The organism is Candidatus Magnetobacterium casense (genome assembly GCF_000714715.1).
Lineage (GTDB): Bacteria > Nitrospirota > Thermodesulfovibrionia > Thermodesulfovibrionales > Magnetobacteriaceae > Magnetobacterium > Magnetobacterium casense.
In genome coordinates, this window is record NZ_JMFO01000015.1 from 39,273 (window position 1) to 53,076 (window position 13,804).

The 13,804-nt window shown below is 49.8% G+C and carries 16 protein-coding genes and 1 pseudogene; 13 read left to right on the forward strand and 4 right to left on the reverse strand.

Annotated elements, in window-relative coordinates; translation table 11 throughout:
- Nucleotide 1: 1 nt before the first annotated feature.
- Nucleotides 2–775, reverse strand: a complete 774-nt coding sequence (gene truA / locus Mcas_RS09365; RefSeq protein WP_040335270.1) for a tRNA pseudouridine(38-40) synthase TruA — start codon at nt 773–775, stop codon at nt 2–4.
- 14 nt (nt 776–789) lie between these two features.
- Complete coding sequence (locus Mcas_RS09370; RefSeq protein ID WP_040335271.1) at nt 790–1,740, reverse strand: UDP-glucuronic acid decarboxylase family protein; 951 nt, start codon at nt 1,738–1,740, stop codon at nt 790–792.
- A 201-nt stretch (nt 1,741–1,941) separates the two neighbouring features.
- Between Mcas_RS09370 and Mcas_RS09375 the strand changes: the two genes are divergently transcribed.
- The 13 genes and pseudogenes from Mcas_RS09375 to Mcas_RS09435 all read left to right on the forward strand — a co-directional run bounded on the left by Mcas_RS09375 (nt 1,942) and on the right by Mcas_RS09435 (nt 11,431).
- A complete protein-coding gene (locus Mcas_RS09375; protein ID WP_052567093.1) occupies nt 1,942–2,487 on the forward strand; it encodes a DivIVA domain-containing protein in 546 nt (181 codons plus the stop codon).
- Nucleotides 2,474–3,733: a histidine--tRNA ligase gene (gene hisS / locus Mcas_RS09380; RefSeq protein ID WP_040335272.1), complete on the forward strand. Its 1,260-nt coding sequence runs from the start codon at nt 2,474–2,476 to the stop codon at nt 3,731–3,733. The genes Mcas_RS09375 and hisS overlap by 14 nt, the downstream gene beginning before the upstream one ends.
- A 33-nt stretch (nt 3,734–3,766) precedes the next feature.
- Nucleotides 3,767–4,615, forward strand: a complete 849-nt coding sequence (locus Mcas_RS09385) for a YicC/YloC family endoribonuclease (RefSeq protein ID WP_040335273.1) — start codon at nt 3,767–3,769, stop codon at nt 4,613–4,615.
- Nucleotides 4,616–4,666: 51 nt separating this feature from the next.
- Complete coding sequence (locus Mcas_RS09390; RefSeq protein ID WP_040335274.1) at nt 4,667–4,951, forward strand: DUF370 domain-containing protein; 285 nt, start codon at nt 4,667–4,669, stop codon at nt 4,949–4,951.
- Entirely contained in the window at nt 4,951–5,565 is a 615-nt protein-coding gene (gene gmk / locus Mcas_RS09395; RefSeq protein ID WP_040335275.1) for a guanylate kinase, read from the forward strand. Before Mcas_RS09390 ends, gmk begins: the two co-directional genes overlap by 1 nt.
- 42 nt (nt 5,566–5,607) lie before the next feature.
- A complete protein-coding gene (gene rpoZ, locus Mcas_RS09400) occupies nt 5,608–6,021 on the forward strand; it encodes a DNA-directed RNA polymerase subunit omega (RefSeq protein WP_040335276.1) in 414 nt (137 codons plus the stop codon).
- Between the two features lie 21 nt (nt 6,022–6,042).
- Nucleotides 6,043–7,239, forward strand: a complete 1,197-nt coding sequence (coaBC, locus tag Mcas_RS09405; protein WP_040335277.1) for a bifunctional phosphopantothenoylcysteine decarboxylase/phosphopantothenate--cysteine ligase CoaBC — start codon at nt 6,043–6,045, stop codon at nt 7,237–7,239.
- Nucleotides 7,240–7,246: 7 nt separating this feature from the next.
- Nucleotides 7,247–8,416 carry a DNA cytosine methyltransferase gene (locus tag Mcas_RS09410; protein WP_052567094.1) on the forward strand — a complete coding sequence of 390 codons (1,170 nt, stop codon included), beginning with the start codon at nt 7,247–7,249 and terminating at the stop codon, nt 8,414–8,416.
- Entirely contained in the window at nt 8,413–8,991 is a 579-nt protein-coding gene (locus Mcas_RS09415; RefSeq protein WP_040335278.1) for an HNH endonuclease, read from the forward strand. The genes Mcas_RS09410 and Mcas_RS09415 overlap by 4 nt, the downstream gene beginning before the upstream one ends.
- A 5-nt stretch (nt 8,992–8,996) precedes the next feature.
- Entirely contained in the window at nt 8,997–9,419 is a 423-nt protein-coding gene (locus Mcas_RS09420) for a very short patch repair endonuclease (RefSeq protein WP_040335279.1), read from the forward strand.
- A gap of 85 nt (nt 9,420–9,504) precedes the next feature.
- Nucleotides 9,505–9,642, forward strand: a pseudogene (locus Mcas_RS18980) (hypothetical protein); the annotation flags it as partial.
- Complete coding sequence (locus tag Mcas_RS09425; protein WP_040335280.1) at nt 9,632–10,456, forward strand: tetratricopeptide repeat protein; 825 nt, start codon at nt 9,632–9,634, stop codon at nt 10,454–10,456. The pseudogene Mcas_RS18980 and the gene Mcas_RS09425, both read left to right, overlap by 11 nt.
- Nucleotides 10,457–10,714: 258 nt before the next feature.
- Entirely contained in the window at nt 10,715–11,431 is a 717-nt protein-coding gene (locus Mcas_RS09435) for an NADH-quinone oxidoreductase subunit B family protein (RefSeq protein ID WP_040335282.1), read from the forward strand.
- Nucleotides 11,432–11,591: 160 nt separating this feature from the next.
- Here the strand turns inward: Mcas_RS09435 and Mcas_RS09440 are convergent, their stop codons facing one another.
- On the reverse strand, nt 11,592–12,647 hold the full coding sequence (locus Mcas_RS09440) for a 3-methyl-2-oxobutanoate dehydrogenase subunit VorB (protein ID WP_040335283.1): 1,056 nt from the start codon (nt 12,645–12,647) through the stop codon (nt 11,592–11,594).
- 172 nt (nt 12,648–12,819) lie between these two features.
- A complete protein-coding gene (locus tag Mcas_RS09445) occupies nt 12,820–13,776 on the reverse strand; it encodes an NAD-dependent epimerase/dehydratase family protein (RefSeq protein ID WP_040335284.1) in 957 nt (318 codons plus the stop codon).
- Nucleotides 13,777–13,804 lie beyond the last annotated feature (28 nt).

Sequence of the window (13,804 nt, forward strand, 5' to 3'; positions counted from 1 at the left end):
GTCAGTAAAAGACCCGTTCCAGAAACAACCCCCTTGCAGGTGCGTTCTCTCCAGCACGACGGCGGTCCTTGGCCTCCAGGATGTCTCTTACACCTTCGTGATTAAGCCTGCCCCTACCGACGGCTACGAGTGTGCCCACGATGTTTCGCACCATGTGGCGCAGAAAGCCATCGGCCTCAATGCTCACCCTGAGAAAATCCCCGGCAATGCCAAAGTCCATAAATCGCAACAGAGGCAACTGCTCTACCCCCAGGGTGGTGACTTCCCTGATGGTTGTCTTGATATCCGTATCGGAGGCGCAGAAGGACTTGAAGTCGTGCTTGCCAGTGAGGGTCCCGGCAGCCGTGGCCATGGCCGTAACATCCAGGGGATGACCGATATGCCAGCAATAGCGGTACAGGAATGGACTCACAGCGCCACCCATTGATATCACGTAGGCATAGCGTTTTGCCCTTGCGCTGAAACGCGGATGAAACCCATCGGGGGCATAACCGGCATCAAGGATGCGTATGTCTGCGGGCAGGATGGCGTTAAGCGCCCTCATGATGGTGTGCGGGGGCAGATGTGTATCGACGCTAAAGGCGGCAACCTGACCGAGGGCATGCACGCCGGCGTCTGTCCTGCCTGCCCCTATGAGGGTAACGTCTTTTAAGGTGATTCTCCGCAGGGAGCGCTCTATACGTCCCTGAATGGTCTCTGTTGCGGGCTGTACCTGCCACCCGTGGTAGTGTGTGCCATCATAGGACAGCGTCAGGCGTATTGTTGCCAGGGCCATAACGTCTCCCTTTGTTAAAGCTGCAGGAGCACCTTAAAGTATGCTATAGTCTTTGCCAGTCCCTCATCCAGTGACACCAGGGGTTGCCAGTTCAGGACGTCCCTGGCAAGGGTGATGTTTGGTTGTCTCTGCGTGGGGTCATCGGGGGGAAGTGGCCCGTATATTATCCTGGAACTGGCACCGGTCATCTCCAGTACCTTCCGTGCAAGCTCCAGTATGGTGAACTCACCGGGATTGCCGAGGTTGACCGGACCTGTGAAGTCATCAGGGCTATTCATGAGTCTGATCAGGCCATCGACGAGGTCATCGACGTAACAGAAGCTGCGCGTCTGCTGTCCCTTGCCATAGACCGTGATGTCCTGCCCTCGCAGGGCCTGAACGATGAAGTTGCTGACTACACGGCCATCGTTCTGGAGCATACGCGGCCCATACGTGTTAAAAATCCTGGCCACCTTCACCCTCATCTTGTGCTGCCTGTGATAGTCAAAGAACAGCGTTTCGGCACACCGCTTGCCTTCGTCGTAACACGCACGCATACCGATGGGGTTGACGTTGCCCCAGTAGTCTTCCGTCTGTGGGTGGACTGTCGGATCGCCGTAGACCTCCGACGTTGAGGCCTGCAGTATCTTGATCTTAAGCCTCTTTGCCAACCCCAGCACGTTTATTGCCCCGTGGACGGACGTCTTTGTCGTCTGCACCGGGTCAAACTGGTAGTGCACCGGAGAGGCCGGACAGGCAAGGTTGTATATCTCATCGACCTCCACGTAGAGCGGAAAACATATGTCGTGGCGCAGTATCTCAAAATACCTGTCCTCCATCAGATGCACAATGTTCTCCTTCCGTCCCGTGTAGAAGTTATCCAGGCAGATGACCTCATTACCTGCGGCCAAGAGCCTCTCACACAGATGCGACCCCAAAAAACCGGCCCCACCCGTTACCAATATCCGTTTCCTTGCTGCATTCATATATCCTCCATTTATTTATCCTAATGAACCTTTTAATTGTACCAAATCCATTATAAATACAAAAACCCTGATGTGTTATTATCTTTTTTTTTGAAATTTTTTTTAATGTGATGACTTTTTGGATACATATGTGATATCATTTCATGTAAATAATGTTGTTTTCAATAGGGCATTGAACAAGGCTTGAAAAGGAGGCCATGAATGAGGATAACACCGCTGGATATCCAGCAAAAGCAGTTTCCAGTGAAATTCAGGGGATTTGATATTGAGGAAGTGTACGCGTTTTTAGAGGTACTACGGGAAGAGATGGAGGAGTTACTCAGGGAAAACACGTCATTAAAGGAACAGTTGCACATCATAGAGGGGCAGTTGAGGGAACACAAGAACATGGAAACCACCCTCAGGGAAACCCTCATAACGGCACAACAGATGATAGAAGCCTACAAGGCCAATGCAAGGAAAGAGGCCGAGCTGATTACCAGAGAGGCCGAACTCAAATCCGATGAGATAATAAAAAGGGCACAGGAAAAAGTCGTAAAAATACACGAGGACATCGTTGACCTCCGGGGTATCAGACGGCATTTCAAGGAAGAGATCAAGCGACTCGTAGACAAACTGCTCAGAGAGATAGAGTTTGACAAGGAGCGAGAGGGCGAATCAGACTTCTGGGGAGATAGGACACAAGAAGGGGCAAGACAGGAAGGGTCGAGACAGGAGGGGTCGAGAAAGGAACTTGAGCAAATATAACACCCTCAAGGGGGTTGCAGACATATATCCACCGGAGGTCTACCGGTGGCAAACCATAGAGGATACGGCCCGTGAGGTCTTTACCCTGTATGGGTTCAGCGAACTCCGGATTCCCGTTATAGAGTACACGGAGGTCTTTACCCGGAGCATCGGTCAGAGCACCGATATCGTGGATAAGGAGATGTATACGTTTAACGACCGCGGTGGTCGAAGTATCAGTATGCGTCCTGAGGGTACTGCCTCCGTGGTGAGATGCTACGTGCAAAACAACCTTCACACCCTGCCCGCACCCCAGAGGTTTTACTATGCCGGGGCGATGTTCAGGTACGAAAGACCACAGAAGGGGCGTTTCAGACAGTTCTACCAGCTCGGCGCAGAGGTCTTTGGCAGTGCAAGTCCCAAGGTGGATGCCGAAATGCTGTCGATGCTCAACGTCCTGCTCAAAAGACTCAGGATAAACGATACCACGCTTGAGATAAACTCTATCGGTTGTGCGGAGTGTCGTCCGCGGTTCAGGGATGAAGTTGTGGCATTTTTTTCGGCAAAGGAGGAGCATCTGTGTAACGATTGCAAGGTGCGCCTCAAGAACAATCCCTTGAGACTGCTTGACTGTAAAAATGAGGCGTGTATCGCCCTCAGGGGCTCTCCCCCAAGCATCCTCGACTACATCTGCGACAACTGCCGGCAACACCACCAGAGACTAAAGGACCTGCTCTATGCCCTGGGTATTTCCTTCGTGGAAAACCCCATGATAGTCAGAGGGTTGGATTACTACACAAGGACAACATTTGAGATAACCACCCAACGCCTGGGTGCACAGAAGGCCGTTATAGCAGGGGGCAGGTACGACAACCTTGTGCAGGAGTTTGGCGGCCCACATGGCACGGCAGCCATAGGATTTGCCCTGGGCATGGAGCGCATGGCCGAACTCATAGATAATCCCGGTACCATCTGTCGTCTCCCGCAACAGTTTTACTTCGCACCCTTGGGTAAGGATGCCGAATTGATATCGTTACCCCTGTGTGATATCCTACGGATAAAAGGTATTAGTGCCCTCTGTGGTGAAGGCAACATGCCCTTAAAGAAACACCTCAAAATGGCAGACAGATTTAATGTTGCCTTTGTGATAATCATCGGAGACGGGGAAATCGAAAAGGGTGAGGCGCTGTGGAGGCGGCTCTCCGATGGCCAACAGGGCGTTGTCGGCATCGCAAGGATTGAAGATTACATCCGCCTGATACAATGATACAGAGCATGACCGGTTATGGCGTAAGCCACAGTGAARCACCACCGGAAACAAACCGAAACGAAAAAAGRCCACAACGGCAACATAAAGGTTGAAATGCGCTCGCTCAATCACAGGTTCCTGGATATAACCATAAAGGCGCCCCCCTCACTGCTTAAATATGAAATGCCAATGCGGAGATTACTGCAAAAAAACTTCTCCAGAGGGCGCATAGATGTCTTTGTAACTGTTACAACCGAAAATACACTCACCATAAACAATGACTTTATTAAAAATGCGGTAGCCGTCTTGAGACAACTCAAAAGCGATTTTGGCCTCGGAGGTGAGATAGACATCGCTACCGTCTTTGCATTTAAAGACTCGCTCGTCAACGATGCCAAAGAGGTAGAGGAAACGGCCCTGATGACAGCCTTCGCTGAAGCAATAACTATGCTCATGCAGATGAGAATGCAGGAGGGACAACTGCTCCTGCAGGAGATACTGCCCCACGTTGACTACATGGAGGAACTCATAGGTAAGATATCGGCACTGAGCACCGGTGCCACAGCAAGGCTGTTTGACAAGACAAAACAAAAGATGCGACAACTGCTCGATGACCTCAACATTGATGACTCCAGGATATTGCAGGAGGCCGCTGTTTATGCCGAAAAAATAGATATATCAGAAGAGATCGAAAGGGTGGGAAGCCATATCAAACAGTTTAGAAAAAATATCTCAATAAATGATAAAATAGGTAAAAAGCTCGACTTTATTTTACAGGAACTCTACAGAGAGGCAAATACGATAACGGCCAAGGTCGATGACTTTGAGATCAAGACCTTGGCCACAGAACTGAAGCTGCAAACGGAGCAACTCCGGGAACAGGTGCAGAATGTTCAATAGAGCGGGCGCAATCAATAAAGTCTTTATAGACGGAAAAGGAGAAAAACATACATGAAAAAAGGTAGTAACGGCCCTATATTGGTAAACATAGGGTTTGGTAACGTTATAGCAGTAAATCGTGTGGTTACCATACTGACCTCTGCCTCGGCGCCAATGAAGCGTCTGAGGGAAGAGGCCAAGAAGGTAGGTAAACTCATCGATGCCACCGAAGGTCGGCGTACCAGGTCGATAATTGTCACAGACAGCGACCACGTCGTGCTCAGTTCCCTGCAGACGGAAACCCTCACGCAAAGACTGATGTCACAAGGCTCACCGGAAGCCGACAACGACAAGTAATGCGACTAAACAGAGGTCAACTCTACATCATTTCGGCGCCATCGGGTACGGGTAAGACCACCCTGAGTCGCAGACTGTTAAAGGGACTCCCACACATCCGGGAATCCGTCTCCTACACCACGCGCTCGCCCAGACCGGGTGAGGTAGATAAGGTTGACTACATCTTTGTTTCCGTTGAGACATTTAGGGATATGCTCAAACACAATGCGTTTATAGAGCATGCAGAGGTGCATGGAAATCTCTATGGAACCGCCCTGGCAACCATACAGGAGGTGTTGTCGGAGGGTAACGACGTCCTGCTTGACATTGATACCCAAGGCGCAAGACAGATAAGGAACAAGCATATCAAGTCAACGTCAATCTTTATCATCCCGCCGTCCATGGATGCACTGTATCAGCGCCTTAAAAAGAGAAACACTGAAACCGATGAGGTTATCCGCAGACGCCTTGAAAAGGCTAACGATGAAATACGCGAGGGGATGCTCTATGACTATATCATAGTCAACGACAACCTTGACCAAGCCTTTAAGGAGTTATCATCTGTTATCATGGCCAACCGCGTACGGGCTAACTGCATAGACAGGAACTGGGTAAAGGAGACGTTTCATATTTAACAACAAGGGAAGTTAAACCATAAAGGAGGGATTTTTTTATCAGTGGACATAATATCTTTACCGATAGAGTTGGACCCCGATAAGATAGACGGGCGATTCAGGCTTGTCAACATTATCACGCAGCGGGCCAAGGAACTCGCCAACCGGGGTAAACCAAAGGTGCCAACAAAGGCCAGAAAGATAACCACAATAGCCCTGGAAGAGGCCGTTGCCTATGCCCTGGATTTTATTACCGGTGATGAGGCAAGACAGGCCAACGAGGAAACCAGAAAGCTCGACTACAAGAGATTCCTCGAAGAGAAACGCCGGGAATCCGAACAGGAAGACCTCTCCGAGCTGGAAAAGGACCTCAAATTCTACCTGGACGAAAAAGAGGAAACGGGCAAGCGTTCGCTGGAGAGCATCTTTGGTGACATGGAGCCACCCGACGATGACGACTCGGATGCGGATGACTAAGGAGGACCGTCGGCTATCTATATGGCACGTAGCAGAAACATAATCCTGGCAGTGACGGGGAGCATTGCAGCCTGTAAGACCCCTGAGCTGGTACGCTCCTTGCGTGCAGAGGGCATGGGGGTTAGTGTGGTGATGACTGCTGCCTCGAGGCAGTTTGTCACTCCATTGACGCTGGAGATACTATCGGGGCGGGGCGTACTCACGGATATCTTTGATGCCCCGCTTGCTCACGTTGACATGGCAAAAGAGGCCGATGCACTGCTCGTAGCCCCTGCCACCCTCAATACCATCTCCAAGTTTGCCGCCGGTATAGCCGACAACCTGCTTACGACACTGCTTATGACCTTCAGGGGTGCTATCCTGGTAGCTCCGGCTATGAACTGGCGGATGTATGAAAACCCTATATTTAGCGACAAACTCCGGTACCTTAAAGACAAGGGTGTAATCGAAATCGCACCCGATGCCGGAGAACTCGCATGTGGCGAGCAAGGGACCGGCAGGATGGCCTCCATACCTGCCATCGTACATGCCCTGCGGAGGGCGCTGACCGTCCAGGACCTCAAAGGTCTGCGCGTCGTGGTCACGGCCGGGGCGACGAGGCAACCGATTGACCCCGTGCGATTTATCACAAACAAGTCATCGGGCAAGATGGGGTTTGCCCTGGCTACGGCTGCGTATTTGCGTGGGGCGGATGTTACGTTGATCAGCGCCCCAACCAACCTGATCCCCAACAGGGATTGGAGGCTTGTCCCAGTTGAGACGGCGCAGGAGATGGAGGTCGCCGTGCTCGGTGCTATCAGGGATGCGGATGTCCTTGTCATGGCTGCGGCAGTCAGTGACTTCCGCCCCGCGGCGGTGGCCACAACCAAGCTCGAACGCTCCGGCGGACTGTCTATAGAACTCGTAAAGACAAACGATATACTGAGGCGTGTCTCTGCCGAAAAGGATAAACCCTTCATCGTTGGTTTTGCCGCCGAAACGGGTAGTCGTACCGACAGGGCAAGGGAAAAACTCCGTGCAAAGGCCATTGATATGATCGTCTTTAACGACATCACCGCCGAGGGGGCAGGCTTTGATACGGACACCAACATTGTGACGATCATCACACCACAGGGTGAGCATCCGTTAGCAAAGATGTCCAAGGAGGACGTTTCGCACGTTATCTTTAATAAAGTCCTGGAAAAAATAGGGAGGCCGGTACTAACATCTGACGGTTGACTTTAGGATGCTTATCCTTAACTACACAAAACTATATTCAGTAAGCTATAATTACTTAATGAAACCACCGAACACAGAGACAAGAACGCTTCTTCATAAATCGTTTTTCCAGCCCGTTACGGAGAACGGTGACGGAACGGAGAAACTAAAAAACGGTAAAACAAGTGTTCTCACATTTATGGATTTGTTTGCGGGAGCTGGAGGGTTTACAAAAGGGTTCACACAAGCCGGCTTTGTTCCAGTCTTTGCAGTTGAAATTGATCAATACGCTTCCGAAACTTATAAGGCTAACTTTGGCTCCCATTGCCATACTGAAGACATTAATAGAATTGAGACGTTCCCAAAAGCGGATGTAATAATTGGAGGGCCTCCGTGTCAGGGCTTTAGTAACCTCGGTTGTCGCATTCCTAATGACCCAAGAAATCAACTCTGGAGGCATTTCATTAGAGCCGTTAAGGATTCTCGCCCCCTTGTGTTTGTTGTTGAAAATGTTCCGCCTCTTCTAAGCTCGGAAGAAGGTCAGGAATTAATAAGACAATCCCGAAATTTAGATTATATTGTTGAAGGACGTGTTTTGAATTCTGCCGACTATGGTGTTGCACAAATTCGTAAACGGACTATTATCTTAGGATCGCGTATCGGAATCGTAAAGTTTCCGGAGCCGACTCATGTTGACCCAAAGAAGAGGGATAAGGATAGCAAGAATCTTATAAACTGGACAACCGTCAGAGACTCTATAGGGGATTTGCCTTTACAACCAACCAACACATCATTACATTTGGGAAGAAATCCGACCCCTATGTCACAAGAAAGATACCGACATATCCCCCCTGGTGGAAATAGATGGAACCTGCCTTTGCATCTAATGTCTGAATGTTGGAAGAGAAAGACCAAAGGAGGTACGGATCTGTTTGGCCGTCTCCAATGGGATGAACCTTGCGTGACGATTAGGACTGAATTTTTCAAGCCGGAAAAAGGACGATATCTTCATCCGGAGGCACACCGCCCCATTACGCACAGAGAGGCTGCCAGAATTCAGGGATTTCCTGATGACTTTATCTTCGTAGGTTCCAGGATTGAAATAGCAAAACAAATAGGTAATGCAGTTCTCGTTAAATTAGCAGAAGCAATAGCAAAAGCCGTGCTTGAGATGTTTCATGAGTGGTGCAACAAATGAGCAAACATAGGGCGAATGCAAAGAGGTGCGGAGCAAGAAATAAGATTCGCAAGTTTCTTGAAGACAGGGTTGGGGAAATTGTCACAACGGAACAGATTTCCGAAATTGCAGGGATACGTGACTATCAAAGACGCATCAGGGAGTTAAGGGGAGAAGAAGGTATGCAAAGCCTGTCTTATCGAGATAGAAACGATCTGAAACCTAATGAGTATATCCTTGTCAGTAAAGACCGACTCCCCAGGTTTTCGCACAAAATTGATAAAACCCTGAGAGCCGGAATAATCGAACGCAACGGGCTAACCTGTTCAATGTGCGGAGTAACGGCTGGCGAGTCGGACCCCTACGATCCAAACAGAAAGATAACACTTCATGTTGACCATATTGACCCTGACGGACCGACAACAGATGAGAACTTGAGAACTTTATGTCATAACTGTAATGAGGGACGAAGTAATCTTATAATTCCACCAAGACCTAACACTCTGTCAGTTATACGAAATATTCGCAGACTCGCCAGAGACGAGCAAAAACGTATTTATGAGGAGTTGAGAAAAAAATTTGAACCGACAGAGTGACTTCTATGGCAGATGTTTTTAACAAGGTCAAAAGATCGGAAGTGATGTCATCAATATCAAGCAAGGGAAACCGTTCAACCGAGTTGAGGTTAAGGGCAAGATTAATATCTGCGGGGATATCGGGATGGAAGCTTCATCCCGTTAATATCTTGGGAAAACCAGACTTTGTTTTTCATCAAGAAAAGGTCGCTATTTTCGTTGACGGATGTTTTTGGCATGGTTGTAAGAAATGTCGTACCATCCCGGTATCAAACCGTCAGTTCTGGGATAAGAAACTTGCCGGAAACATAAAGAGAGACAAGGAAGTCACTCAAAAACTTAAGCAAGAAGGATGGATGGTATTGCGTTTATGGGAACATCAACTTAGAAAAAACCCGACAAGATGTATTAAAGCCATTTTGTTGCTAACAGGGAAAGGAAAAAAATAGGTTATGCACGTTCAATCATAATTTTGTTATACTATGTCGGAGATGGAATTTGAAGATATGATAAGACTTATATGCAGGCTTTGATACGGACACCAACATTGTGACGATCATCACACCACAGGGTGAGCATCCGTTAGCAGAGATGTCCAAGGAGGACGTTTCGCACGTTATCTTTAATAAAGTCCTGGAAAAAATAGGGAGGCCGGTACTGTATGAGTCCTAAAAAATTGGAAAAACTAAAGGAACAGGTCTTTCAAAAGGCCGATTCAAAACTGTATATCCCCCTTGCCGAGGAATACAAGAAAATTAATATGACGGAAGATGCCGTTAAGGTGCTGAAGTACTGTATCAGCAAGCATCCTAACTATATGAGTGCCCGTGTTGCCCTTGGCAAGATATATATGGAAGAAGGGTATGTGGCAAACGCCATCGAAGAATTTGAAAAGGTGGTCGTGGCCATCCCCGACAACCTGCTGGCACACAAGAAACTTGCACAATTATACATGTCAACCGGAAATACCACAGGTGCCCTGGCATCTCTTGAAAAGATACTGATATTAAATCCCAACGACGAGCAGGCACAAGAGTCAATCCGTGACCTCAAGGCACAGCCGCAGGACGAAGAAGTCGCAACCCAACGGCTCACCGATGAATCGCAGGACGAAGAAGTCACAACCGACCTGATAACCGCCTCAGACAGTGGCGATACCACCACAGACATTGAGCAGGACCCAGACACAGAGGACCTCGATGCACAGGCAGGCATTGAACTACTAAAGCAGGTTGAACAAGAAATCCCAATGACCCCTCTGCAACAGCAACTGCATGACATCGATCAATACATAGAGTCGGAGCGTTTTCTTGTCGCCGTGATGGCATATAATACACTGTTAAAAGAGTATCCGGACAGTAACGAAATCAAACAAAGACGCATGGAGGCCATCAGGTATGCAAGACTCCTCAAGAAAGACGAAACTGTCTTGATCCACAAACTCGATACTTTTTGTAAAAAACTAAAGGAATATAACAAGGCGTGACTTGATGCCTGGTAGTATACTGAAATGACACAGGTTTTTCAGGCATGATAATTGAGCGTAAAATAATGGGGTCAAGGGGACTTCTTCGTGGCCGGGGCGCCTCGCCCCTCCCATTGCAGGGGGTTCTGAAGGGAGGCGGAGCCGCCACTTTCTTTCTTGTATACAAGCAATCACGGTTGATTGTGATGACGCTGTTGATGAGATTTATCAGCATTGCAGATTTATAGGTGAGGCGGTATATTTGAGTCGTTTAAGGCGATGGGATTTTTCGCTTCCTGTGGCATAAAGGATGTTGCCAATGCGTTGCCCGATGACAGATTTCGCGGGTTACCGGAGATATTGGATATTCCCTGTCCCAACGCATGTTTCAGGTGTGCGGAGGTCTGTCCCACGTATGCGGTGAGGGTCAATCCAGTCAGAATAGACCTGCGGCGATGCCTCTTTTGTCCTGAGTGTGAGCGGGCGTGTCCGGAGGGAAAGCTCAGATTCTCAAACGGTGTAGACCTGGCAACAACCAATCCGCAGTCGATGGTCATCACCGTGGAGAACAAGACCCCCGTCCTGGAGGCAGGCAGTTTCAGTCTGTTTAAACGCTCCCTGAGCCTTTTCAACATCTCATCCGGGGGGTGCAACGGCTGTGAACTGGAACTGGCCGAACTCTCAAACGTCAGGTATGATATCCAACGATTTGGTATAAACTTCACGGTAACACCATTACACGCCGATGGTGTGGTCATAACGGGACCGATGACACATAACATGGCCGCCATTGTTGAGGATACGCTGAGGGTCATCCACCCGCCGGGTATGTTGGTCCTCTGTGGTGCATGCGCCATCAACGGGGGAGTTTTTGTAGGCTCCCCGACCCTGGACCGCAGTGCGTTGGTCGGTCTCAAACCCGACTTGACCATTGCGGGTTGTCCGCCACATCCACTGGCGGTATTGCGGGGGATTTTGAAACTTCTGGGGAGATGACACAATCCATGGCAGCATTGACAACAACGATAGGGGTTTGTTGCCCCAAGAGACCTCAAGGCCAAGTTCTCTGCAGCTTTTTTTGTCAAGACGCACAACCACAATCAATCAGAGACGCTGGTACATCAAGCGTTTAAGGGGCTTGGGTTAGAGGTTGGCGTTACAGGCTTGTTGTTTTGATAACATCATAGACGTCATGTGGTCTGATGATAGCGCCACCTGCCCTTCCGTAAAACAGTACCTCGGACTTACCATTTACGGCAAGCCTTACGTCTTCGACCATCTGTCCGGTGTTAAGCTCAATGGTGAGGAACTTCACGTTATCGCCAGCCAAGCCGTACAGCTCTTTCTCAGGGAACGGATACAGGGTTATTGGCCTGAAGAGTCCAACCTTCAAGCCCTCCTTGCGGTGAACCTTTATGGCCGACAGGGCGATCCTGGCAGCACTTCCAAAAGCTACCACAATAATTTGCGCATCTGCCACATCAATTGCCTCGTATCTCACCTCCGATGCCCTCATCTGGCGGTACTTGCCGGCAAGGATGTTGTTTTTCTCTTCCAGCATCCCCTCTTCCATGTATAGGGTTCTTATGATGTTCGGTGGTCTGTTGAGGCACCCCGTAAGAGCCCAGTTCTTTTGGGGCAGGTCTGGTTTGACGTATGGCGTTGGATAAAAGGGTTCCATCATCTGTCCCAATATCGCATCGGCCAGGATCAGGACAGGATTTCTATAAAGGTCGGCCCTGTCAAAGGCCAGAAACGTAAGGTCCCACATCTCCTGGACGTTGTAGGGTGCATACACCAACAGCCTGTAGTCCCCATGTCCACCGCCCTTGACCGACTGGAAGTAATCCGACTGTGATCCCGATATGTTACCCAACCCCGGTCCGCCACGCTGCATGTTTACAATCACCGAGGGCAACTCCGCCCCGGCCAGGAATGATATCCCCTCCTGCTTGAGGCTGATCCCGGGCGAACTTGATGACGTCATGGCACGCACACCGGCAGCCGCAGCTCCGTAGACCATGTTGATAGCCGATATCTCACTCTCTGCCTGAATAAACACACCCCCAACCTCGGGCATCCTCCTGGAGAGGTACTCGGGGATTTCGTTCTGCGGCGTTATCGGATAACCGGCATAAAAACGACACCCGGCATGTATTGCCGCCTCCGCTATCGCCTCATTGCCCTTCATCAGGGTCCGCTTACTTGTCATATGGTCAATTCACTCCGTAAGGCAAGCAAAGAAGAGAGGCGGCTCCGCCCCTTTTATGCCGAGGGTCGCTGACCCCCTCCCTCAGACCCATCCCGCAAGGGGACCAAGTCCCATTGACCCCGTAAAAGGCTGGTTTGATATCAACAGTGTATTTCAATTTTACCATCATTTTCTAACGTAACCCCAGACGCCACTGCATCGTCTTGCTGATCCCCTCTGCCAGCGAATGCCTGGCCGCAAACCCTAAAACCCTCTTTGCCTTATCCACCATCAGACAACTCCGTGTGAGGTCTCCTGCCCGTGCGGGTTTACTTATCAGGGTGCGCAGGTGATCGTCCATGTCGGGTCTGGAAGACTTCAGGGCGTCAAATATTGTATCAAACAACTCCATGGTGTGCACTTCCCGTCCTGTGCCAATGTTTATGGCCTCACCGCTACCCTGCCCGATGGCTGCGAGGTTGGCCTCTACCACGTCGGCAACAAAGCAGTAGTCGCGTATCATACCGCGTGGTTCGTCGGGGTAGTGGTACAGGAGACACTGTTGGCCGCCGAGGAGTCTGTCCATAAATATTGCAACCACGCTGGCCTCTCCGTGGGGTATCTGCCTTGGGCCATAGACGTTGGCATATCTTAGCACGGTATAGTCCAATGCATACTGATGCCGGTAAAAGGCCAGGTACTGTTCCGATACGGCCTTGGTGACGGCATAGGGGGACAACGGTTGCGGATAACACGACTCGGCCGTCGGGTACTGGGTAGCCTCTCCATAGATGGCCCCCCCGGAGGATATAAATATCACCTTGCCGACCCCTGTCTTTCTGGATGCCTCCAGGAGATTGATAAACCCCAGGACGTTGACGTCCGCATCATATGCCGGGTCCTCTACGGATGCCGGTACCGACATCTGTGCCGCATGATGATTGACCAGGTCAAAACGTTCCCGCTCAAAGACCTTCAGGACATCCCTGCTGCGTATGTCCATGAGGTAGAAACGCTCATTAGGATTGAGGTTCTCCCACTTGCCGCCAGAGAGATTGTCCATGACAACCACCTCATGACCTGCACCTGTGTAGGCGTCAACCACGTTTGACCCTATAAAACCTGCTCCACCGGTAACCAGAATCTTCATCGTTATCCTCCATTAATAATGAATCTAA